The organism is Providencia rettgeri (assembly GCF_023205015.1).
Taxonomy (GTDB): domain Bacteria; phylum Pseudomonadota; class Gammaproteobacteria; order Enterobacterales; family Enterobacteriaceae; genus Providencia; species Providencia rettgeri_E.
The window spans coordinates 2,601,549-2,626,364 of sequence record NZ_CP096258.1 but is presented as its reverse complement, the minus strand read 5'-3'; the positions used below and the strand labels follow the sequence as shown (position 1 = coordinate 2,626,364).

At 39.4% G+C, this 24,816-nt stretch carries 21 protein-coding genes; 13 read left to right on the top strand and 8 right to left on the bottom strand.

The features are described from left to right. The first annotated feature begins 40 nt into the window (after positions 1-40). Both M0M83_RS12025 and M0M83_RS12020 read left to right on the top strand, forming a co-directional pair. A complete protein-coding gene (locus M0M83_RS12025; RefSeq protein WP_248468451.1) occupies positions 41-1,168 on the top strand; it encodes a Bcr/CflA family multidrug efflux MFS transporter in 1,128 nt (375 codons plus the stop codon). 624 nt (positions 1,169-1,792) lie between these two features. Then, a complete protein-coding gene (locus M0M83_RS12020) occupies positions 1,793-2,134 on the top strand; it encodes a hypothetical protein (protein WP_102137693.1) in 342 nt (113 codons plus the stop codon). A 263-nt stretch (positions 2,135-2,397) separates the two neighbouring features. Here the strand turns inward: M0M83_RS12020 and mepS are convergent, their stop codons facing one another. Then, on the bottom strand, positions 2,398-2,982 hold the full coding sequence (gene mepS, locus M0M83_RS12015; RefSeq protein ID WP_102137694.1) for a bifunctional murein DD-endopeptidase/murein LD-carboxypeptidase: 585 nt from the start codon (positions 2,980-2,982) through the stop codon (positions 2,398-2,400). A 749-nt stretch (positions 2,983-3,731) separates the two neighbouring features. Continuing rightward, a complete protein-coding gene (locus M0M83_RS12010; RefSeq protein WP_213912570.1) occupies positions 3,732-4,331 on the bottom strand; it encodes a YrbL family protein in 600 nt (199 codons plus the stop codon). Positions 4,332-4,655: 324 nt separating this feature from the next. Between M0M83_RS12010 and M0M83_RS12005 the strand changes: the two genes are divergently transcribed. Then, positions 4,656-5,000: a hypothetical protein gene (locus tag M0M83_RS12005; protein WP_125891235.1), complete on the top strand. Its 345-nt coding sequence runs from the start codon at positions 4,656-4,658 to the stop codon at positions 4,998-5,000. Between the two features lie 137 nt (positions 5,001-5,137). Here M0M83_RS12005 and yeiP read toward each other — a convergent pair whose 3' ends face one another. The 3 genes from yeiP to M0M83_RS11990 form a co-directional block, all read right to left on the bottom strand. Continuing rightward, positions 5,138-5,710 carry an elongation factor P-like protein YeiP gene (gene yeiP, locus M0M83_RS12000; RefSeq protein WP_125891234.1) on the bottom strand — a complete coding sequence of 191 codons (573 nt, stop codon included), beginning with the start codon at positions 5,708-5,710 and terminating at the stop codon, positions 5,138-5,140. 185 nt (positions 5,711-5,895) lie between these two features. After that, positions 5,896-7,140 carry a tryptophan permease gene (mtr, locus tag M0M83_RS11995; RefSeq protein ID WP_248466642.1) on the bottom strand — a complete coding sequence of 415 codons (1,245 nt, stop codon included), beginning with the start codon at positions 7,138-7,140 and terminating at the stop codon, positions 5,896-5,898. Between the two features lie 160 nt (positions 7,141-7,300). Then, a complete protein-coding gene (locus M0M83_RS11990) occupies positions 7,301-7,738 on the bottom strand; it encodes a nucleotide triphosphate diphosphatase NUDT15 (RefSeq protein ID WP_248466641.1) in 438 nt (145 codons plus the stop codon). Between the two features lie 164 nt (positions 7,739-7,902). Between M0M83_RS11990 and fruK the strand changes: the two genes are divergently transcribed. Beyond that, complete coding sequence (gene fruK, locus M0M83_RS11985; RefSeq protein WP_248468450.1) at positions 7,903-8,838, top strand: 1-phosphofructokinase; 936 nt, start codon at positions 7,903-7,905, stop codon at positions 8,836-8,838. Between the two features lie 68 nt (positions 8,839-8,906). Here the strand turns inward: fruK and nfo are convergent, their stop codons facing one another. Both nfo and M0M83_RS11975 read right to left on the bottom strand, forming a co-directional pair. Continuing rightward, a complete protein-coding gene (gene nfo, locus M0M83_RS11980) occupies positions 8,907-9,752 on the bottom strand; it encodes a deoxyribonuclease IV (RefSeq protein WP_125891231.1) in 846 nt (281 codons plus the stop codon). Positions 9,753-9,852: 100 nt separating this feature from the next. Beyond that, positions 9,853-10,932, bottom strand: coding sequence for a YeiH family protein (locus M0M83_RS11975; protein ID WP_248466640.1), 1,080 nt, complete (start codon positions 10,930-10,932; stop codon positions 9,853-9,855). Positions 10,933-11,125: 193 nt separating this feature from the next. Between M0M83_RS11975 and yieE the strand changes: the two genes are divergently transcribed. The 9 genes from yieE (at position 11,126) to dld (ending at position 23,245) form a co-directional block, all read left to right on the top strand. Continuing rightward, on the top strand, positions 11,126-11,989 hold the full coding sequence (yieE, locus tag M0M83_RS11970; protein WP_125891229.1) for a DNA-binding transcriptional regulator YeiE: 864 nt from the start codon (positions 11,126-11,128) through the stop codon (positions 11,987-11,989). A 242-nt stretch (positions 11,990-12,231) separates the two neighbouring features. Continuing rightward, positions 12,232-13,722, top strand: a complete 1,491-nt coding sequence (locus M0M83_RS11965; protein ID WP_248466639.1) for an amino acid permease — start codon at positions 12,232-12,234, stop codon at positions 13,720-13,722. Between the two features lie 252 nt (positions 13,723-13,974). Further along, complete coding sequence (locus tag M0M83_RS11960) at positions 13,975-15,111, top strand: ABC transporter substrate-binding protein (RefSeq protein ID WP_213912573.1); 1,137 nt, start codon at positions 13,975-13,977, stop codon at positions 15,109-15,111. Between the two features lie 19 nt (positions 15,112-15,130). Further along, complete coding sequence (locus M0M83_RS11955) at positions 15,131-16,225, top strand: FecCD family ABC transporter permease (protein ID WP_213912574.1); 1,095 nt, start codon at positions 15,131-15,133, stop codon at positions 16,223-16,225. Further along, a complete protein-coding gene (locus M0M83_RS11950; RefSeq protein WP_125891225.1) occupies positions 16,219-17,007 on the top strand; it encodes an ABC transporter ATP-binding protein in 789 nt (262 codons plus the stop codon). The genes M0M83_RS11955 and M0M83_RS11950 overlap by 7 nt, the downstream gene beginning before the upstream one ends. Positions 17,008-17,273: 266 nt before the next feature. Continuing rightward, positions 17,274-19,256, top strand: coding sequence for a ligand-gated channel protein (locus tag M0M83_RS11945; protein WP_248466638.1), 1,983 nt, complete (start codon positions 17,274-17,276; stop codon positions 19,254-19,256). Positions 19,257-19,616: 360 nt separating this feature from the next. After that, the gene (locus M0M83_RS11940; protein WP_004253162.1) at positions 19,617-19,829 is read left to right on the top strand and encodes a hypothetical protein; all 213 of its coding nucleotides are present in this window, start codon (positions 19,617-19,619) and stop codon (positions 19,827-19,829) included. Then, positions 19,819-21,204 carry an APC family permease gene (locus tag M0M83_RS11935; RefSeq protein WP_125891223.1) on the top strand — a complete coding sequence of 462 codons (1,386 nt, stop codon included), beginning with the start codon at positions 19,819-19,821 and terminating at the stop codon, positions 21,202-21,204. The genes M0M83_RS11940 and M0M83_RS11935 overlap by 11 nt, the downstream gene beginning before the upstream one ends. A 301-nt stretch (positions 21,205-21,505) precedes the next feature. Then, a complete protein-coding gene (gene dld, locus M0M83_RS11930; protein ID WP_248466637.1) occupies positions 21,506-23,245 on the top strand; it encodes a D-lactate dehydrogenase in 1,740 nt (579 codons plus the stop codon). A gap of 71 nt (positions 23,246-23,316) precedes the next feature. Here the strand turns inward: dld and sbcB are convergent, their stop codons facing one another. Beyond that, positions 23,317-24,756, bottom strand: a complete 1,440-nt coding sequence (gene sbcB / locus M0M83_RS11925) for an exodeoxyribonuclease I (RefSeq protein WP_413776181.1) — start codon at positions 24,754-24,756, stop codon at positions 23,317-23,319. Positions 24,757-24,816 lie beyond the last annotated feature (60 nt).

Sequence of the window (24,816 nt, the reverse complement as noted above, 5' to 3'; positions counted from 1 at the left end):
ATCCTATTTGGGGCTGATATTAATTCTAGGTTTATTATCGATGCTAATGCCATTGGCTATCGATATGTACCTACCAAGCTTTCCGACGATGATGCATTATTTTAATGTAGATGAAGGGCGCATTCAGATGACGCTCAATAGCTACATTTTTGGTTTTGCTATAGGGCAATTATTCTATGGTCCGATGGCAGATAGCATCGGGCGTAAACCTGTTATTTTAGGTGGGGTCGTCGTTTTTGCCATCGCATCAGCGGCCTGTGCTATCACGGAATCGATTGATTCACTGATTTGGTTACGTTTCTTACATGGTTTTGCTGCTGCCGCTGCAAGTGTTGTGATTAACGCACTTATGCGGGATATGTTTACTCGTGATGAATTTTCAAGAAGTATGTCCTTCGTTGTATTAGTGATGACAGTAGCGCCGTTGTTAGCCCCTATTTTAGGGGGGGAGCTAATGCGCTGGTTCTCATGGCATGCAATTTTTTGGAGCATCGCCATTGCCGCGGTTATCGCTGTCGTTTTAGTGAGCTGTTTTGTGCGAGAAACATTACCCGTAGCTAAAAGGCAGAAGTTTCATATTGGTACAACATTAAGGCAGTTTGCTACTTTATTTAGGGCAAGACAGGTACTGTTCTACATATTAGCGAGTTCATTTTCCTTTGCAGGGATGTTTTCATTCTTAAATGCAGGCGCTTTTGTATATATTGATTTGAACGGGGTGTCTCCACAGAATTTTGGCTACTATTTTGGTATCAATATCATATTCCTATTTATTATGACGACAATAAATAGCCGCTATGTTAGGCATTTTGGTGCCGAAAAAATGCTTTATTTTGGTATTATTATTCAATTTGTAATGGGGGTGTGGTTGCTAGTGACAACAGCCTTTGCGCTAGATTTTTGGACACTGGTAATCGGCGTTGCCATTTATGTTAGTGGTATAGCGATGATCACGTCGAATGCAATGGCCGTGATCTTAGATAATTATCCACATATTGCAGGAACGGTTTCTTCATTGGCAGGAACAATAAGGTTTTCGATAGGGGCACTTGTTGGAACATTATTATCGCTAATACCCGCCCAGAGCGCATGGCCAATGGTGGGTTCTATGGTCGCTTGTGTCGCTTTTTCAATGTTATTTGTATTATTGGCAAAAAAAACAAAGTAAGTCGTATGTTTTCAAGTTTCAAGGATGAAGCTGAAAACACATAATTCTCCTCTTTATATCTCTAATCAAATAAAGCTTTTTCTAGTTACTTTTCCATATCATTCATTTTATCTATAAGGGATAAAGGATTATCACTCGACAAAACCGAATAGTAACACAGGGTAGTTAAAATATTTGCTGAAAAATGATCTAAATCAACTATCATTATGGTTAGATTTGTTAAATTTATGTTTTATGATTTAATGTACATTGCAACATTATTGATTAATAAAAATTTTGTTTAATTTCAAAAATAAACTATTTTTTACTATTTTCATTTCAGAAATGTAAAAAAAAGTTAAGTGTTTTGAGCAGGATGTTGAGCGCAAAGATCAAAAATAGTTTAAATTTTAATGTATTTACTATTAAAATGAATATGCAATGATTTGTGTCACAAAAATTTAACGACATTTTGTTTTTTTAATGTTATATTTATGGTTCATTATTTAACATTAATGTCACTTTTTAGATAACTAAAAGTTCGGTTTGAACGATGAATGATTGGCTTAAGCCCGTGTTAGGTCAAGTAAGAAAGTAAATATCAATACTTGGCAAAATACTAAAATGTTTCAATAGGATATGTTTGTGGAAAAATTAGGTCTTTCGGTGGTGCACAGGCTACCGCAAAGCTACCGCTGGTTATCAGGCAAAAAAGGTACCGATGTTGAAGTTGTGCCTATGAATGATGTCGATAGCGATAAGCTTGTGGGGCTGAAACTGCTTAGCCATGACTGTGCGACAGACTGTATTGCAATGCAGCAATTGTCTGAATCATTATCAGACATGCAGATTGCTAATGCGATCTTAGAGTGGCAGAAAGAAATTTGCCTATTCATTCATGCTAATGATGAGTTAGCCGCTATGTGCCGTTTAAAAGCTTCAGGTGTTGCTATAGCAGAACTTTCTTCTGGTTTTTATAGTGCTTAGCTTTGAGTATGTTTTAATCTTTGTTTAGTAATGATGGCTCGACTGTTTATTACTGTTTTTGCTTACTGATTTTATTTGGCTCTATATTTAAAACTGTTTTTTTGGATGAGTATCATCATGAGGTGGAATTTGGTGACTGAGTTATTTTTGATTTAAAATCGGATGACTACCACTAAATTTAGTCAGTAAAGATTTCCAATAAAAAAGCTTCCATCAAATGGAAGCTTTTTTATTGGAAAGGGGATATAGGGTACTACAAAAATTTATGAACCGTTGATAATGCGTCTACTTGCGTAATATCTTTTGCTCCAGTAAGAGTTAGTCATTTCAGAAACGATAACACCACTACTGGTTGATGCATGAACAAATTTTTCATCACCAATATAGATACCAACATGCTTCATCGTGCGGCCTGTTTTAAATAAAACAATATCACCGACTTTTAGGTTATTGCGTTTTACGCTTTTCCCGGAGGATTCTTGCTCAGATGTTGTGCGTGGAAGCTCTACACCAAATTGTTCAAAGAATGTACGCTGAACGAAACTTGAGCAATCGACACCTTTCTTTGTTGTGCCACCAAGGCGATAAGCTACACCTTTCCAGCTTGCGTATTGGTCCATTATTTTAGACTTAGTATCAACACTTTGTACTAACTCTTCGAATTCATCTTGAGATGCCATCGTCAACGAATCGCCAGCAGAACCGTTTAGCATACGGGTATCTGATTTAGCGGTATATTGTGTATTCTTAGCTGACTTTGGGGTGGTACATGCTGTGAGCGTCACGGCAATGGCAATTGCCGGAACAATGCGCCAAGCATAGCGCTTAAGTTTTTCAGACGTTAACATTCTTATATATATCCCTTACCATTTTTCTAGTACTTATTGTGTAAAAAGACACAAAAAAACTAAACCTATCCCTGTGAAAAACGCATTACAAATCAGAAAAGTGTGTTTTTCGCAGAAAGTGTTTATTGCAGCACTACCAAACTTCGAATGTATTAATCATATTTAATGACTTATTGAGTATAGGATATATATCAATATTTACTAAATTTACTAAAACATTCTTTACCTAGAAGATTCGGTATCGCATTAGTACCAAATCAAACCTTTAAGAGCATACATAAACAAAAGCAAAATGGCGAGTTAATAGGGGGGAAATTTACAAAACATTAGATAAAAGAGCCTATTTGCCATTGGGTTATGTGATGGTCGTCTACAATGAGGTATATTCACTTACAGAACGGGTGTTTATCACTAATAAACTATGATCTAAATCACGTTTTATTGTGTAATATTTCAGTGTAATTACATAATTAAGTCCTTTTCAAACCCGAAATGTAAAGAAGTCTAAATTTATATTTAACGAAGGTTTATTTATGAAAAAAATGAATAGTTTAATTTGTCTTAAAAAAACACTATTAGGAGAAAAAATACTCAAAAAAACAAAAATACTGTATGTATATCAGTGTTTTCGTTAATCCTATTTTTTGTGTGATACTGGTATCAGATAATGTGAGATAATCTATGCTAACAATAAATCAATATAACCAGATACTAATGGTGAAGGTAAAGTATAAGTCAGAGTATGTGCGCTATACCTTAATATTATAGTCACGATATAGCCGTTGTTCGAAATCGGTAAACCGACGATTTAGTGTGGAACGGGCTATTTTAGTTGAAAAATAATCAATGGGGATTAAGTTAGCGGACCCCAGGTTATCAATAATAAAAAACTGGCCATAAGGTTTATAACCTAGTTGGTAAACGATATTATACGTTTTTAGCGCCATCGTGGTGATAGCTTCTTTATATATATTCTTTTTAAATTGCTCGTAAGCAACTTTCATATTTTTTTTATGTTTTAAAAAAAGTTGTTTATTTTTTAGGTAATAATCTAAAGTATGTGAAACATTTCCTGTTTTATCTTTGATTAATTGGAATACATACCCCAGCCCCTGATCAGTTTGTTGGGTGCCATAGTAATGAGAAATTGTTTTTGTCGTGAAGTTTTTTCTATATAAGCGCTTGTAATAGCGGATCTCTCTTAAGGTTTCTTTGTCATCTCTCCCATTTAAATGAACTTTTATACATAGGTCATGATAGTCAGGATGCTGATAACAAGCGCGCTGGCGGCCTGATGCGATCAAGTTGCTAACGGGTAATGAAATTTTTTTATCTAGTTTTTTATTCATGGCGATACATACTATTTTTAATGAATTATAGGATAAGCCTAAAATGATATTGCGACGTTTTTTATAAATTATACAACCAATGCTAATAGATACTATTTATAAAGTGTTGCATTTTGTGTGGTTAATTAAGTGTGATGCAAGTCGTTTATTTTATTTGGATAAATAATTAAAAGGAAAAATAAAAAACTACGACTATAAATTAAATTTTTAATTTCCTTTTGGAATTAGTATGTCGTTCTCCGGCAATTCAGCCAAATTAAATACTTTAACTGTAAATAAATGACAGAAAGTGACGATAACATAATTTTAGAAGGGGATTTCATCATGAATAGCTCAGTAAAAAAAATAGTAATGACTTTTTTAGCGGTAGCGACATTAAGTACAAGTTTTTCAATTTTCGCCTCTGAAAACAGTGAGGCGAGACGGAGTAATACCGCCGTTATTCGATTTACTGGAGCTATTGTTGCATCACCTTGTGTTGTCGAAGCGAATGCGAATAAGGTTGAAACTAAATGTTGGAGTGATAACGGCAAATTGGAAACCGCATCTGCAGATATTCGAAAACTAAAAAATCAAGAAATGTTGCTTCCAAATCAAAAAGGTACTCAGCAATTTAACTGGATTAATAAAGATAAAACGTTAGGGATTTATACGATTAAATACGATTAATTTTGAGATAACCAATAATTGAATGTAGCAAACGAAGATGGGATGAGGGAGCAATGTTTAATTGCAATGGCATATGCCTATGAACAATAAACTCATAGGCATATAAAGCATTACTTTTGCAAAATTAAAAGTAAAAATTAATCGCAACGGCCCATATAACGGCGCTCAGCGATATGAATACGAATTTTTTCGCCGCTAGTTAGATACTCAGGAACTTGAATGGTTAGCCCTGTCGACATTGTTGCCGGTTTAGTTCGTGCGCTGGCAGACGCTCCTTTAATCGCAGGTGTTGTCTCTATAATGGCCATATCAACCGTTTGTGGTAACTCTAAAGCCAGAACTTGCCCATCCATCGTTAACACTTGCATTCCTGGTAACCCTTCTTCAGGAATAAAAAGTAATTCTTCTTCAATATCAGCTTTTTTGAAAATATAAGGCGTGTAGTCTTCATTATCCATAAAGACATATTCATCACCATCAATATAAGAAAAACTGACGCCACGACGCGTAAGTGAAATTGTGTCTAAAATATCATCGCCTTTGAAACGCTCTTCAACTTTCTGGCCAGTTTTGATATCAGTAAAACGCATTTTATATAATGTACTCGCACCACGAGCGCTAGGTGCTTGAATATCAATGTCTTTTACAAGTAATAATTTGCCATTGTAGTTTATTGCAAAACCACGTTTGATTTCATTGGCCTTGGCCATAAATAACCTTCTTTGGGGTTGTCAAAAAGAGTGCGACAAAATTACTCGCAGATAAGGAATTAGGCAAGATGCTAAAGTCAATTTTCGGTGAAAAATTTTTGGAAAATACAATTTTAGATAATACAGTTCTTGGATAAGGCAATAAGTATGAATATAACCCGTGGGCTATATTCATACTGAAATGATTAGTAGATAGGAAGTAAGCCAGACAATGACAATAAATGAGCCACCGCATTAACTAAACCAAAAAGGATCACGAAGCCAATGATAAAGCTTCCTCCTGGTGCTCTATAGCTGTTATTTGGATAACGTTTACGACTGGCTCTTGCCATCAATGCAGGGACAATAACAGCCCAAATAGTGGCAGCCAACCCGGCAAAACCAATCGCATAAATAAACCCATTAGGGAAAATTAAAGCGAGAATTGTTGGTGGTAAAAATGTGACTGCGACAGATTTAAGACGGCCAAACTTATTATCTTCAAATTTGAAAAAGTCAGCAATAAAATCAAATAACCCTAAAGACACGCCTAAGAAAGAGCTGGCTAGAGCCATGTACGAAAACAGGTTCAAAAATTGAGAGATAAAACTACTTTGGGTGGAAATATTCATTTGAGCCAGTAATGCATCAATATTATTGCCGTTTTCTCTGATCTCAATAAATGACGTTCTTGGAATATTTCCTTGAATAGCGTACTGCCATAAAATATAGATAACAACAGTGATTGTGGCACCATAGACGAGGCTCTTAACAACACTACGGCTATCTTTATTATAATATTTTACTAATCCAGGTACATTACCATGATAACCAAAAGAGGTTAATAAATAAGGTAATGCGGCTAAGGCATAGGGGAGGTATTGGCTTTCGCTTTGCTCAGTTTGGTTAAATAAAATCGCGGGCGATGCAGTGGAAACCATCCCACCGATTGACATGATAAAGGTGATTACCATCCCGCCAATTAAAATGGTGCTTAACCTGTCGACAGCACGCGTAGAAAGCCATACAAAAAAAGCAACAATGAAAGCAAAAACAAAGCCTGCACCCGCTTGTGGTATCTGTATTTTTTCTGACAGGTTTGCTGCGATGATAGAGCTGCCCGCAGAAATATAGGCATAAGTGAGTATATAAAGCACAAAAGTAACGGATAAGCCGTTAATTGAATTCCAAGTTGAACCTAATAAATCCTTTACCATTGTATGGAAACTAGCACCCGTAGGGTAATTCATATTAGCTTCTAAAATCATTAACCCAGAAAGTAACATACAAATAAAGGTATAAATTAACAGAATGACGGAACCTGTGAACCATACGCCAGAAGTCACCATAGGAATAGAAAACATACCAGCACCGACTGCAGTACCGGCGATGATCATAGCACCTCCCAATATAGAAGGATTTTTTTGTTGGGTTGTTCCATCAATAGCCATGGTGGCTCCTAAATATTATGTTTCACTGTACTAGCTAAATGATACGGTAAGTGTGAGGTATTGTAAATATGGCAAATTGAATAAATTAGGGAAAAATGAGTAATTAGAAAGAGATGGACAATAAACGCACAAAACGAAGAGGTTTGTACGTTTCGGTTAATTAGGCGATGTGGTGGTAGAAACGGTGTGTTAACCAGAGGTCAACCGCATTGCGGCTCGCTTCAAAATGGGGTTCTGGGAGATTATCAGGGGAAACCCACATTAAGTTTTCACATTTATCTGCTTCCATAATTCGAGGCTCAACATCACCGCTATATTCAACATGCATACAAATAGAAACCGTATGTTTACCTTCTTGTTGATAAGTTTGTAAATTATTGCTGATGCCAAAAACGGTGGGGGCTTGGATATCAATACCAATTTCTTCTTTTATTTCGCGAATGGCACAATTTTCAAAAGACTCACCTGGGTCAACGTGGCCTCCGAAAATAGACCAATAGGGCGCATGTTTACTGCTGCGTTTACCCATTAAAATTTGCCCATGTTTGTTCGTGATTAGAACACCGACACCCACGACGACGTTGGTAGGCTCAGACATATCTTCTCCTTATTGTTTTATTTTTTAGCGCGCTGATCCTGACATAATCGTGTAGAAAAACAAGCAGGAAAAAGTACAAATATCACTGAAAACAATATGCTTTAATGTTATAACTATAATTAAATTTAAAGACACGATAATCATGATAAGGGAGATTAGTGGTTATGACTCGCCGGGTTGCTACAATTACATTAAATCCTGCTTACGACCTTGTGGGCTTATGCTCTACTATCGAAGTTGGTGAAGTCAATTTAGTCAAAACCGCTAGCCTCAATGCGGGTGGTAAAGGTGTCAATGTCGCAAAAGTGCTCCGTGACTTAGGTATTGATATCACCGTTAGTGGTTTTATGGGAAAGGATAACCAAGAAGAATTCCAACATTTTTTCAGTGAAAATGGTATGGCTAATCGCTTTAGTATGGTGCCAGGGCGTACACGAATTAACGTGAAACTCACTGAAAATAACGGGGAATCGACTGATTTCAATTTTTCAGGTTTTGAAGTTAGTAAAGAAGATTGGAACCGTTTCTCGACAGAGTCGCTCAACTGGTTAGGCCATTTCGATATGGTGGTGGTGAGCGGAAGTTTACCGAGTGGTATTGACCCAGAAGAATTTACTCGCTGGATGACTCGCCTTCGCCAATTATGCCCATGTATTATTTTTGATAGTAGCCGGGAAGCGTTGAAGGCCGGTTTAAAAGCATCTCCATGGTTAGTAAAACCTAATCGTCATGAGTTAGAAAGTTGGGTTGGCCGAAAACTTCCCGATTTACAAGATGTCGTGACCGCAGCGCATGAATTAAGAGATAAAGGGATTTCCCATGTGGTCATATCGTTAGGGGAAGAAGGGGCTCTTTGGGTTAATGCGTCGGGCTCTTGGCTTGCAAAACCACCCCATTGTGAAGTGATAAGCACGGTTGGTGCTGGTGATTCCATGGTGGCAGGGTTAGCGTATGGGTTACTGAATGGTGAATCCAGTGAGCACACGTTACGTATGGCGACAGCGATTTCCGCGCTATCAGTTTCTCAGCCAGATGTCGGTTTAAAAAATAGAAACAAATTAGCGGATATGATGGCTAAAATTGAAATGAAATCGTTATAGTGCGTTAGTTTCAACCAAAACCCCCACATGATAAATGCAGGGGGTTTTGGTTATTAGAAAGTAAATAATTAGCTATTTTGTTGTGCTTTGAGCCATGCAATTTCTTGCGGCCAAATATCGGGGTTAACGGTTTCTAAAATCAATGGGATACCATCAAAGCGGTTATCTTGCATAATGTAAGTAAATGGCGCAAAGCCTATGTTTCCTTCACCTAAACTATGGTGGCGGTCAACGCGGCTGGCAAATTCACTTTTAGCATCATTTAGGTGCATTCCTTTTAGAAATTCAAACCCGACAATCTCTGCAAATTGGCCGAATGTTTTGTCACAATCTTCGGCCGTGCGTAGGTCATAACCTGCGGCAAAAGCATGGCAAGTATCGATACAAACACCGACACGGCTTTTATCTTTCACGCCATCAATAATTTTGGCGAGATGTGTAAAGTCAAAGCCCAAGTTAGTCCCTTGGCCAGCCGTATTTTCAATCACGGCAGTCACTCCTTCAGTTTCAGCAAGGGCAATATTAATAGATTCAGCAATCCGCGCTAAACAATCGTCAACTTCAATTTTCTTTAAATGACTACCTGGGTGAAAGTTAAGTAAATCAATACCTAATTGTTCGCAGCGTTGCATCTCATCGATAAAAGCGACACGAGATTTTTCTAAAGCTTCAAATTCGGGGTGACCTAGATTGATCAAATAGCTGTCATGAGGAAGGATTTGATGCTTGCCGTACCCATATTTTTTGCAGTTATCTTTAAATTTTTTAATAACGTCTTCGCTTAACGGTGCGGCTTTCCATTGGCGCTGATTTTTTGTGAATAATGCAAAAGCGGTTGCATTGATTTCATGTGCGCGAATAACGGCTTGGTCAACGCCACCTGAGGCGCTGACATGTGCTCCAATATATTTCATTTTTGACTCCTTTTTCTTGGAGTATGCCATTAATGAGCAAATAAATGAAATCAACAAAAAAGCCACCAAGTGAGGTGGCTAAAAATGAGGGGAATATAGTTTAAAAAATACTTTGAATCAGTAAGTTAATCAAAAGTCCACCGACTATCAACCAAACAAACAGTATCAGCGCCATTAACAAGGGTTTAATACCCGCTTGGCGAATAGCACTCACATGGGTCGTTAGCCCTAAAGCCACCATTGCCATTGCGAGTAAAATTGTATCTAACGCAATGATTTGTTGCACTAATACTTGAGGCAGTAGGTTGAGTGAGTTAAAACCTGCAACAACAATAAAGAATACAGCGAACCAAGGAATAGTAATTTTGCTTTTTGGGCTATTGGTTGTTTGGTTAGCCGCTGTTTTACGGCTTAAGAAAGCCGATAAGATAATGAGAAAAGGCGCAAGCATCATGACACGGATCATTTTGGCAATGACAGAGGCATTCTCTGCGTCAGTCCCAATGGTGTGGCCTGCTGCAACAACCTGTGCAACTTCATGCACGGTTGAACCGATATAAATCCCAAAAGTTTCTTCTGTTGCTGGAAACCAGCCGAAGTGCGCATTTAATTGGTAAATCCAAGGGTAAACAAAGATACAAATCGTACCAAAGATAACCACCGTTGAAACGGCAACCGCGACTTTACTCGCTGAGGCCTTAACCACAGGTTCGGTTGCCATGACTGCAGCTGCACCACAAATACTACTGCCTGCACCAATTAATAGTGTTGTTTCTTCATCAAGACCGAACACTTTTTTACCTAGCCAATACGCTAGTAAGAATGTCGATGTTAATGTTAAAGCATCGATAATGACGCCAGTGGCTCCGACGTCTGTGATCTGCTGGAAAGTAAGGCGAAAACCATACAAGATAATACCAGCGCGTAGGAAATAGTGTTTGGCAAATTTAATGCCTGCATCACAAGATTGACTGGCTACGGGATAAAAAGTATTCCCTACAATAATTCCTAATAATATTGCGAGGGTTAATGCACCTAAACCGATATCCATAAACCAGGGTTGGTCACCGAGGTAAATTGCAATAGCAGTTAGAATACCCGCTAGAATAATACCTGGTATGAGTTTTAATATAGGGTTCTGACTGTTCTGCTCAAGGGTGTTGGTGTCACTTTTATTCATGATGATGCTCTTTATTACCGCTTATAAGATTTAGTAATAAGGATATATCAAAATCAATAATAATTTAAATTGATTGTCTTTATATTATCTACCACTAAAACAGATTATAAGTTTCTTCTGGAATATTACGAATAAATCGTTACTATTAACATTATTATTACAAATACTAAAAATCACGTTGGGGCTTACCTTTATGCGAATTACACTTAGGCAACTTGAGGTTTTTACGGAAGTATTAAAAAGTGGCTCCACGACGCAGGCATCTCAGTTATTAGCGCTTTCACAATCAGCTGTCAGCGCATCCCTAACGGATTTAGAAGGCCAATTAGGCGTTCAATTATTTGACCGTGTGGGTAAACGACTTGTTACAAATGAGCACGGAAGGCTGCTTTATCCCAAAGCGTTAGCATTATTAGAGCAAGGGTTAGAGGTCGAGCAATTATTTAAAAAAGAGATGGGAGCTGTGCGTCTTGCTGCCAGTACGACGATTGGTAATTATATTTTGCCAGAAGTCTTAGCGGGTTATCGTCATGATCACCCGGATATACCTTTAGAGCTTTTTATCAGTAACACAGAAGAAATCATTAAATCCGTTATGGAGTTTCGAGCGGACGTTGGGTTAATTGAAGGTGTTTGCCATAGCCCTGAGTTAATTTCTAAAGCATGGTTAAAAGATGAACTCGTTATTTTTGTTTCACCTCAAAATCCATTAGCGAATAAAAATATCTCTTTAAAGGATTTGCGTGATGCGCCTTGGATTTTGCGTGAAAGGGGGTCAGGTACGCGGGATGTCCTTGACCAACTATTATTTGCACATCTTCCCGGCTTTCATATTTTAATGGAGCTAGGTAATTCAGAAGCGATTAAACATGCAGTGCGTTACGGGATAGGCATAAGCTGTTTATCACGCCGAGTGATCGAAGAGCAATTAGAAAATGGCTCTCTAGTCGAATTAAAAATAGACGAACTTCATTTAGAAAGAACGCTATATTTGATTTATCACCGTCAAAAGCATCTTTCGAACGCGATTACTAACCTGTTGTCTTATTGCAACTAGTAATACTCGCCATATATCGAGCCGCAGCCTTGTTGGCTGCGCTTTTTCGTCTTAGTTAAATACCTCATTCTATTTTTGATATTCTTTCAATAGAAATGGGGGATTTGGCAATAACGCGTTTTACTTATAATTTTGTGTGAATTATGAAGGTATCTTATAACAGTGAAGAGTTGCTTAGTTCTCACAGCCTATTTTGCTAGAATCCATGCGATATTAGCTGAATAATAAATTGCAGGGAACAAATGTCAGAACAACATACCAATACTATCTCGCAGGGCGGCGCACAAAGACTACGCCGTGAGTTAAAGGCGCGCCATCTTGCGATGATTGCTATCGGTGGATCTATCGGTACTGGTTTATTCGTTGCATCGGGTGCAACGGTTGCACAAGCAGGCCCCGGTGGAGCACTCCTTTCTTATGCTATCATTGGCTTAATGGTCTATTTTTTGATGACCAGTTTGGGCGAGTTAGCTGCTTATATGCCTGTTTCGGGCTCATTTGCAACTTATGGTGCAAAATATGTCGATGAAGGCTTTGGTTTCGCACTTGGGTGGAACTACTGGTACAACTGGGCCGTGACCATTGCGGTTGACTTAGTTGCCGCTCAATTGGTGATGACCTACTGGTTCCCAGATACGCCCGGTTGGATTTGGAGCGCAATCTTCCTCGCCATTATTTTCTTACTGAATTTCATCTCTGTTAAAGGGTTCGGTGAAGCAGAATACTGGTTCTCATTAATAAAAGTCACCACGGTCGTTATTTTTATTGTTGTTGGCGTATTGATGATTTTTGGCATCATGAGTGGTGCAGAAAATGCAGGGTGGCATAATTGGGAAATCGGTGATGCACCTTTTGCTGGTGGTTTCTCTGCGATGATTGGTGTGGCAATGATCGTTGGTTTCTCATTCCAAGGTACTGAATTAATTGGTATTGCTGCGGGTGAGTCGAAAGATCCTGCCAAAAATATTCCGAAAGCCGTGCGCAAAGTGTTTTGGCGTATCCTGTTATTCTATATCTTCGCAATCTTAATTATTAGTTTGATCATTCCTTATACTGACCCAAGCTTACTACGTAACGATGTTAAAGATATTAGTGTTAGTCCATTTACCTTAGTATTTGAAAATGCAGGCCTATTATCCGCAGCAGCAGTGATGAATGCGGTTATCTTAACGGCAGTATTATCGGCGGGTAACTCGGGTATGTATGCATCAACGCGTATGTTGTATACCTTAGCGCGTGAAGGCAAAGCGCCGCGCATTTTCGCCCGATTATCTAAAGGTGGCGTACCGCGTTATGCATTGTTAGCAACGACAGTTGTTGCGGGCTTATGTTTCTTAAGTTCTATGTTTGGAAACCAGACGGTGTACCTGTGGCTATTAAATACATCTGGGATGACAGGGTTTATTGCTTGGTTAGGTATTGCAATTAGCCATTATCGTTTCCGTAGAGGCTATATTGCACAAGGGAAAGATCTTAATGACTTACCTTATCGTTCAGGTTTCTTCCCAATTGGCCCTATTTTTGCCTTTATTTTGTGTTTAACAATTACATTAGGCCAAAACTACCAAGCCTTTTTAGAAGATAAAATTGATTGGGTGGGGGTTACTGCAACTTATATTGGTATCCCATTATTTTTAGCGATTTGGTTTGGCTATAAGATAGCGAAGAAAACAACGTTTATTCGCTATAAAGACATGAGCTTTCCAAGTTACCGCGAAAATTTAGATAAATAATTTTTTTAAATACTTATCATGAAAACAGCACTCTTTATAGGGTGCTGTTTTTTTATATATAGCGCTGGCAATAAAGTGGTATTTTGGCGATAAAATATGCTGAATGCTTGGCTTTACGATGGTGGTCACAAAATTCCATTGATGAAAGTCATGATTAAACTAATAATCGTATTGATAAGTATTCTTATTTGCTTTATTGTTACCGCATAAAAAAAAGGTAAGTCAATGAGGTTAATAGTGGAGCTTAATACTATGTCGTCGGTAGCCAAGAAGTCTGTAGCTAGGTCGGTAGTAAAAGGGATAAGTTTAGCGTTATTAGCAAGTGCCAGTATGAGTGCTTGGGCTGCAACAGTCACTGATATTGCAGGCCGTACAGTTGAAGTTCCTGATAATGTTAATCGCATTTTATTAGGTGAGGGACGCCTATTTAGTGCAATAGCTCTGCTGGAAGGTGATAAACCTATTGACCGAATTGTAGGTTGGCAAGGTGATCTTCGAAAACTAGATCCACAAACCTACGCTGCCTATAAAGCTAAATTTCCTGAAATTGATAATATCCCACTGATTGGTAATACCAGTGCAGATAGCGTCAGTTCAGAAAAAGTATTAACCCTAAATCCAGATATCGCGATTTTTGGGTTATCAGGCCATGGGCCGGGTAAAAATAGTGAATTAGTTAACCAGCTTGAAAAAGCGGGAGTACCTGTTGTATTCGTGGATTTCCGTGATAAGCCACTGGAAAACACATTGCCAAGTATGCGTTTACTCGGCAAAGCGTTAAACCGTGAACAGGCAGCAAATAAGTATGTCGATTTTTATGAAAAAAACCAAAAATTAGTCACTGACATCACCTCTAAAATACCAGACGATAAAAAACCAAGTGTTTTTATTGAATTACGTGCAGGTGCCTTTGAAGATTGCTGTGGCACGGCTGGCGATGGAAATATGGGGAATTTTATTGACCTAGCAGGTGGTAAAAATATCGCAAAAGGCGTTTTACCGGGTGCACTTGGTACAATGAATTTAGAGAAAATCATCGCAGCAGACCCAAATATTTATATTGCATCAGGGGCAAAAGCACCGGGTAGTAAAGATGCAGGCGTTCAATTAGGTGCGCAAAGCTCATTAGCGGATGCGAAAGCAAGCCTGAAAAAAATAACTGAACGTAAAGGAATTAGCGCGTTATCAGCCATTAAAGATAAGCAAGATTATGCTATCTGGCACAATTACTATAACTCTCCGTACAATGTGATTGCGACGCAAGTTTTCGCTAAGTGGTTCTATCCAGAACAATTTACCGACCTTGAGCCGCAAAAAACGCTGGAGCAATTGCATAGAGAGTTTCTCGCCATCGAACCAACAGGTGTATATTGGGTCAGCGAAAAGTAATGAAAACGGGTAAGAATTGATGAGTATGACGAGCGAGCCAATAGTTGTGGCTGAAAAATCAGCGATTCAGGCTGACGATAATGTAAAAATACATTATCAAAATATGTTACGTCGTCGGTTGACTTGGCTAGGGGTCATCGTTGCGGCAATTTTATTATCACTGGTTATTGATTTTACATTAGGGCCATCAGGTTTATCTCTTGAGCGTTTATGGCAAACGTTGATGACCCCAGAGGTCGTTGATGCAGGAACACGCGTCATCGTATGGGATATTCGGTTGCCATACGCGTTGATGGCAGTGGTGATTGGCATGTCATTAGGGCTTGCTGGCGCTGAGATGCAGACTATCCTCAATAACCCGTTAGCGAGCCCATTTACGTTAGGGGTCTCTAATGCCGCGGCTTTTGGTGCCGCATTAGCGATTGTTTCTGGCATTGCAATTCCAGGTGTGCCTGACCAATGGGTGATATCAGCGAATGCCTTTATTTTTGCATTGTTAGCCGCTTTGATGTTAGACGCGGTTACCCGTTGGACGCGCGTAGCAACTTCAGGTGTTGTATTGTTTGGTATTGCTCTCGTGTTCACCTTTAATGCATTGGTTTCTATGATGCAATTCATCGCGACGGAAGATACCTTGCAAGGTTTAGTCTTTTGGACGATGGGGAGTTTATCAAAAGCAACTTGGGTTAAACTGGGTGTGATGGCGCTAGTGTTCGCACTTATTTTCCCGATTGCCATGATGAGCTCATGGAAACTGACGGCTTTAAGGTTGGGCGAGGACAGGGCAATCAGTTTTGGTATTGATGTGCGTCGTTTAAGGCTAACAACATTATTACGCATCAGTATTTTATCGGCGTTAGCGGTGGCATTTGTTGGCCCTATCGCTTTTATTGGTTTAGTCGCACCGCATATTGCAAGGTTGATTTTTGGTGAAGATCACCGCTTTTATCTGCCTGCAAGTGCATTAATTGGGGCGTTAATTTTATCCATGGCGTCAATTGCGTCGAAGAATATTATTCCGGGTGTGATTATTCCTGTTGGGATTGTGACATCGTTAGTGGGGGTACCGTTCTTTTTAAGCATTATTTTACGTCATAGAGGGAACGTATCATGAGCGGCCTGATTATTAATCAATTTAATGCAGGCTACCCAAAACGCCCCGTAATTGAGAATTTATCGACGGATATTTTGCCTCGAGGCAAGATCACGGTATTACTTGGGCCTAATGGCAGTGGTAAATCCACGTTGTTGCGTTCATTGGCGGGGTTAAACAAAGCCACAGGGCAGCTGCTACTGGATGGTCAGGACTTAACCCAACAGAGCTTTGCCCAGCGGGCACAAAATGTGGTGTATTTACCGCAAACGTTACCTGCTGGTGTGCACCTGTATGTTCTTGAGTCTGTTATTGTTGCTCAACGTGCGTCAGGCGGTTTGAGCAATGAAAATAGTAAAGACGAAGTGATGGGGCTATTACGCCAATTGGGTATTGAACATTTGGCGTTAAGTTATTTAGACCAACTTTCTGGTGGTCAAAAACAATTAGTCGGCTTGGCTCAATCTTTAATTCGTCAACCCAACTTATTGTTATTAGATGAGCCCTTAAGTGCGCTGGATTTAAATTACCAATATCATGTGATGGATTTAGTGGCGAAAGAAACCAAACGCCGAAATATAATCACGGTTGTGGTAGTTCATGATATTAATATTGCGCTTAAACATGCAGAGCATATATTAATGTTGAAGCAGGGTAATTTAATTGCACAAGGCGAACCTGCTGAGGTTATTACACCGGAAAGCCTTGCTGAAGTTTATGGTGTACGTGGTCGCATCGAACGTTGTTCGCAAGGTGTTCCACAAGTCCTGATTGATGGGCTGGTTGATAAACTGGCGAGTTAATATCGTAATAAAATAATGTACTTGCCGCACTTGGCAAGTACATTAAATAAAAGGAGAGAAAGCAATATTGAAAATAAACAATTTAAATATTCATTAATAGTAATTACCCACAGGAAATTTAATTGAATTATATAATGGTTTTTTACCATGAATTTCCTATGGGTATTTCAATGCCTAAATAATAAAAAAGATATTTTTGATTCAATGAAATCAATGTGAGCAAATCAATTCATATATAAAACAAAATATCTCTTGGAGAGTTGGGAATGGTTGTTTTTAATAAAAGAAAAGTGGCAATTAGCATAATTGCGGCTATCGCTGCGGCACCTGCATTTGCTGATGACAGTAATGATAAAATCTATGTGACAACCGCATCAGGTTATCAACAGAAAATTGAAGATGCACCTGCGTCTATTTCTGTAGTCACTCGCGAACAACTCGAAACTAAAGCTTATCGTGATGTAACTGACGCATTAAAAGATGTACCGGGTGTTTTAGTCACCGGTGGCGGCAGTAGCTCTGATATTAGCATCCGTGGTATGGATGCAAAATACACCATGATTTTAATCGATGGTAAACGTGTAGATACACGCAGCACACGCCCAAATAGTGACGGTTCAGGTATTGAGCAAGGTTGGTTACCACCATTACCAGCGATCGAGCGTATTGAAGTGGTACGCGGCCCAATGTCATCGCTGTACGGTTCAGATGCGATGGGTGGGGTTATCAATATTATCACTCGCCGTGTGCAACAAGAGTGGACGACCAGTTTACGGGCAGATGCCACAATTACAGAACGCAAAAATTCCGGTAATACAGGGCAAGGCAGCTTCTATACATCAGGTCCATTAATTGATGGTTTGCTAGGTGTAAAACTACAAGGCCAATATTCACATCGTGGTGAAGATAAAATTATTAATGGCTTTAACCGCCAAATTATGGCAAGTGGCGGAGCGACGGTATCGTTAACTCCAGATGACAAAAATACCTTCGATGCAGAGTTCAAACGTGATAACCAACACCGTGATGACCGTGAAGGTTATACCAGCAAAAGAGGTGACGGTAGCGGTTTTAGCAAATATGAATTGACTCATATGGCATTAACCCATACGGGTATTTATGATATTGCCTCAACAGATACCTATGTTCAATACGATGAGACAAAAAACCCAGGCCGTAAAATGACGGCAGAAGACCTTGTTTTCCGTAATCAAAGCGTTTTTTTACTGGGGGATCATAGTTTAAGTATTGGCGGTCAATATCGTAAAGAGAAGTTGAAAGACGAAGGTAATAAATTCAAACAGTATAATCAGCTTGAACGATACAGCTGGGCGTTATTTGCAGAAGATGAATGGTTAATGACGAATGATTTTGCATTAACGGGCGGTATCCGTATGGATAAAGACGAAAACTACGGTTCACACTGGACTCCGCGTCTGTATGGTGTATGGCATGCTGATGAACAGTGGACCATTAAAGGCGGGGTAACTACAGGTTATAAAGCACCAAGCTTACGTGAATCGTCTGCAAACTGGGGACAAGCAACAGGCGGTAGAGCAGGAAATGCCGTTATTTATGGTAATCCTGATTTGAAACCAGAGAAAAGTATTACTGAAGAAATTGGTGTTATTTGGAATAACCAAGATAATATTACTGCAGGGATAACTATCTATAACACTGACTTTAAAGATAAAATTACTGAAGTTAGGCGTTGTGAAGAAAATAGTAGCACAGTAAGAGCATGTACAGTACCTCAAGATGGTGAAGGTGATAAACCTGGAAAACCATATCGTTTTATTAGTGACAAAGCAAACGTTGATAAAGCAAGAATGCGCGGTGTTGAACTAACTTTCAACTGGCGTATTGTGGATGACTTAAGCTTCGCAGCTAACTACACTTATACAGATACTGAACAAAAAAGTGGTGTAAATAAAGGTAAGCCATTAAATAAACAGCCTAAACATATGGCTAATTCTACACTGACATGGCAAACCACTGAAGATTTAGAAACGTGGACGCGTATGAATTTCCGCGGTAAAACCTCTGAGTACCAAGGCCGTGGACAAAAAATGGCAAGTGGTACAGCATCTTATGCTTTATTTGATTTAGGTGCGAGTTATCAGCTTAACAAGAACGCAAACATTGTTGGTGGTGTCTATAACGTCTTAGATCGCCGAATCGATAATGCGACTTACGGCGCTGAATTAGAAGGCCGTCGTTACAATATCGGTATCAACTACAACTTCTAATCGAAAAAATTATCTCGATTAACCCAAACCCTTTGGCTCTCACCAAAGGGTTTTTTGTTGATTAAAACTTGATAAAAATCATAAGAAAAAGAACTTATAAGCAGATATGGCAAAAAGCCAGAAATAATCAAAATTTCTCATAGAAAATAGGGTGATTTGTTAACAATTTAACTTGCTATTTCGAGTTATGGCGTGCAAAATGCGCGAACTAAAAAATAACTGATGCTTAATCAAATGAAGCATCGGTTTTTTTGTTTTTAGGAACGTTCATTCTAGCGGGGCCGGACATAGAGCCGGAGAGATAATTTTAATATTTACGTGTAGCAAACATTTTTCGCTACCGATTTGAGGAATGCTTTTATGGCTTACTTTTTCGCATTCGCAGCAGGGCCAGGCGCTGGCGGCTGCCGTATCGATGACTACGGGGCTCTCGGTGGCTTCGCTCACACGCCTTTCTCCCTTTCTTCGTTTTTCTCTGCCTATAGGCAGATGCAAAGTCTTCCCAGTAACTGTCGATTAAGCCGAAGTAGTATGCAATCGAAAGTTATGGGAGGGCTTAGACGTGCAAAATAATACGCCAATTCCATTAGACATCGGTCACAATCAAACGGGTGCGAATAACCGCGTACAACTTGCAAAAACCTTAACATTGGTGCAAGTGGTCATGATCGGTATTGCGTATATCCAGCCAATGACGATATTTGATACCTTCGGAATGGTGTCAGATAAAACCGGTGGACATGTTCCAACTTCATACATTATTGCACTTGCTGCGATACTGTTTACTGCTCTGAGCTACGGTAAATTGGTGAAACGTTTCCCATCAGCCGGTTCAGCGTACACTTATGCCCAAAAATCAATGAGCCCACATATTGGCTTCTTGGTGGGCTGGACATCCTTGCTGTCCTATATTTTTATGCCAATGATCAACATATTATTGGCTAAAATTTATTTACAAGATATTTTCCCTAATGTGGAACCGGCAATCTTCGTTGTTGGGCTGGTTATTTTAATGACTGCAGCCAACTTACGTGGGATTAACGTAATTGCAAACTTAAGTACCGTCATTGCCATCATTCAAGTGGGTGTCATGGTGGTGTTTACGGGGCTTGTGATCCACGGTGTTTCTAACGGTGAAGGAACGGGAGAAATTTGGACTTTTAACCCATTTGCTAATGAAAAAACGGAAATGATCCCACTCATTGCTGGGGCAACAATCCTCTGTTTCTCATTCTTAGGTTTTGACGGGTTAAGTTCACTCTCAGAAGAAACACCGAATGCTGGTAAAGTTATTCCTCGCGCTATTTTCTTAACCGCGTTAATCGGTGGGGTTATCTTTATTACGGTTTCGTTCTTCTTACAGCAATACTTCCCTGATGTATCACGCTTTAAGAATATTAATGAAACACAGCCAGATATTATGCGTTTTGTTGCTGGTACATTCTTCCAGTCAATCATTCTGGTGTTCTCATGTGTTACCGTATTAGCATCAGGCATGGCCGCTCATGCAGGTAGTGCGCGTTTAATGTATGTTATGGGACGTGATGGGGTATTCCCAGAAAAAGTCTTTGGCTACGTAAGCCCAACATGGCGCACCCCGGCATACAACGTATTATTGGTTGGCTTTTTGGCATTAGGCGCTATTTGGTTTGAAATGGATTTTGCGACAGCATTAATTAACTTTGGTGCACTAATCGCGTTTACCTTTGTAAATATTTCGGTCATTAGCCAATTCTTTATTCGTGAACGCCGCATGACAGGCTTCAAAAATATCCTAAACTACTTGATCCTGCCTGTTATTGGTACACTGACAGTGTGTGTGTTATGGCTGAATATAGAAGAAGACTCAATGGTTTATGGGTTGATCTGGACAGCAGTTGGTTTGGTCTATATGGCGGTGCTGACACGTATGTTTAAGCGGCCTATGCCACAGATGAGCGACATCTAGCTATATTCTTCATATTTCGTGCCGTAACTGCGTTGCGTTCTCAAAACGACATGGGTCACATACTTATGTATGCTCCCCATGATCGTTTTGCTCGGCGCCTTGCTACAACGCGAACTATTTTGAATATACTCAGAATTAGAATTGATCAAATAGCGTCCTTGAGGCGCTATTTTTTTACCCGTTAAGAATTATTTAAGATAAAGCGTGTAGCCTATTAACATCATAATATTATGTGATATTGTTGTTACAACACATAATGCATAACTATGATAATTACGAATTCGATTAATAAGGCACACAAATGAATGATGCAAAGAAACCTGAGAATCAACGGTTATTACTGACGCTTAGGAATATTGTTGGCAAAAAAAATATTTTAACAGAGCCACATAAAACAGAACGTTACCGTAAAGGCTTCCGCTCTGGTATGGGCGATGCAATCGCAGTTGTATTTCCAACAACATTGCTTGAACAGTGGTATGTCTTCAAGGCGTGTGTTGAAGCAGATAAAATTGTGCTGATGCAAGCGGCTAATACAGGGTTAACCGAAGGGTCAACTCCGAGTGGTTATGATTATGATCGCGATATCGTCATCATTAGCACCTTGAAACTAAACCAAATTCAAGTTTTACCTGAGTTTAACCAAGTTGTTGCGATGCCAGGAAGTACTTTGTACGATCTGGAAAAAATTCTGAAACCATTAGGGCGCGAGCCGCACTCTTTGATTGGTTCTTCATGTATTGGTGCCTCGGTTGTCGGTGGTATTTGCAACAGTTCTGGTGGTTCATTGGTGCGCAGAGGCCCTGCCTATACTGAATTGGCTCTGTATGGGCGAGTGAATGATGATGGCAAAGTAGAGCTTGTCAATCACCTCGGTATTGATTTGGGGAATACGCCAGAAGAGATCCTGACGAATTTACAAAATCGTGGTTATAGCAGCGAAGACGTGCAAGTGAGCGATAAACTAGCGTCTGACCATGAATATGCGGAACGCGTTCGTGATGTCGATGCCGATACACCGTCACGTTTCAATGCGGATGAACGACGTCTATTTGAAGCTTCTGGCTGCGCGGGTAAACTAGCGGTATTTGCTGTTCGTTTAGATACCTTCCCAGCAGATAAAAGAACACAAGTATTTTATATTGGTTCTAACAATCCAGATGTTTTGGAAGATATACGTCGTTATATTCTGAGTGAATTTAAAAACCTGCCAGTTGCAGGGGAATATATGCATCGTGGTTGTTTCGATATTGCAGAGGTTTATGGTAAAGATACCTTTTTAATGATTGATAAATTCGGTACTGACAAAATGCCAATGTTTTTCACTCTTAAAGGGCGTATTGATGCAGTATTAAATAAAGTCCCATTCCTACCATCAAATCTGATTGACCGTACCATGCAGGTTCTCAGTAAATTATGGCCTTCCCACTTACCGCCTCGCATGAAAGAGTTCCGTGATCGTTATGAACACCATTTAATGTTGAAAATGGCTGGAGACGGCATTGATGAAGCTAAAGTTTGGCTAAAATCTTATTTTTCAAACGCAGATGGCGGCTATTTTGAATGTACGCCAGAAGAGGGCGCAAAAGCCTTTTTGCACCGCTTTGCTGCTGCGGGTTCTGCGGTTCGTTATCATGCTGTTCATAATAAAGATGTGGAAGATGTATTGCCTCTCGATATTGCATTGCGTCGTAATGATAGAAATTGGTTTGAAACATTACCACCAGAAATTGAAAAATTATTAGTTCATAAATTATACTGCGGTCATTTTATGTGCCATGTTATGCACCAAGACTATGTCTTGAAAAAAGGCGTTGACCCGAAAGAACTAAAAGAAAAAATGTTAGCGTTATTAGATGAACGAGGCGCTCAATATCCGGCTGAACATAACGTCGGTCATTTATATAAAGCACCTGAGCAACTGAAATCATTCTATAAGCAATCTGATCCCACAAACACAATGAATCCAGGTTTAGGTAAAACAACGAAACGGAAAAATTGGGAAGGAGATTGTGGCTGTGGTCATACTCATGACCAGTAATAAACCCGCTATATAAATGAAGTAAGGCAGGTATTGGGAATAGTACAATATCTGCCTTTTTTATTGATAAATTAACTGGCGAGATCTCTCGCATAATTAATCAATGCTTTTAATTGCTGACAACGCTTTTCATCATGTTGATGTTCTACAAGCAGTTGCTGTATTTGTTGCATATAGTCTGTTAAACGTTCTTCATTAAAGTAGTCCCTACGGTGCTGTAACCAGCGTTGCTGCTCATCATAAGATAGTGTTGCAGGGTAATTACGTGCTTTATATCGAAAAAACAGTTCTTTCAAACGCTTATCTTCAAAACTTAATTCCAATGCAGGCAAGTTCTGTGGGGATGTTTCACGAATAATATCCATGGTCGAACGGTCAGAAGTACCGAAGAAACCATTATAAATTTGTGTATCGACATCATCGGACTCTGCGAATATTTGAGGTTCGCTAAATAACTCAATTAGTTTGTTACGAATGTCAGGAGTTTTACGTAAGATTTCCAGATTGCGCATACATAAGTCACGGTCAACACCAGTTCGCTGTGCATCTTCTGGGCGCAGTGTCTTTTCTGGCGCTAAAATAGGGCATTTATTAATATGCACTAATTTTACAGGAACAGGAGACTCGCCAGCCAGTTCGGCTTTAGGTGTATATAAGCGAGTACGTAACTGTTGAACATCTAACTCAATTAAGGGGGAGATATCGGCAGATAAATCACACATAATGACGGCATTTTTGTTGTCAGGATGCCAAGCAAGAGGTGCAACTAAACTAACATAAGAACGCAATGCGCCAAACATACCAGACACATGAACTAATGGTGTTATTTCTACAATATCAATAAGTTGGCTTATTTTGTTTTTATTTCTTAACTGATAAAAATAGTCGAACATTCGCGGTTGAGCAGCTTTCAACAGTTTTGCCATATTAATAGTGGCTAAAACGTCAGACATTGCATCGTGAGCATTTTCATGAGCAACCCCATTTGCTTTGGTCAAATGTTCTAAACGCATACTCGGTAGGCCATCTTCATTTTCTGGCCATTGAATGCCTTCAGGACGAAGCGCAAAACAGGCCCGCAAAGCATCGAGCAAATCCCAACGCGAATTTCCTTGTTGCCAGCTATAAGCATATGGGTCGTAAAAATTTCGGTAAAAAATATTACGGGTAACTTCATCATCGAAACGGATATTGTTGTAACCCATAATACAGGTATTAGGGACACTAAAAGCTGCATGAATTCGTTTAGCAAACTCGGCTTCATTAACGCCTTGAGATAATGCTACCTGTGGGGTGATCCCTGTGATCATGACGGCTTCTGGCTGTGGTAAATAATCATCAGCCGGAGCGCAATAAAAAACCTCAGGTTCTTCAATGATATTAAAATCAAGGTCGGTACGAACGCCTGCAAATTGCGCAGGCCTATCGAGAGCAGGGCGTTTACCAAAGGTTTCATAGTCATGAATAAAAAAAGTAGGTTGTTTTTTATTATCTTGCAACGTTTTCACCATTTTGATGGTTATATAATAGGTTGATAGTGGTTAATTGATTGGTATCACTATACATTGTTG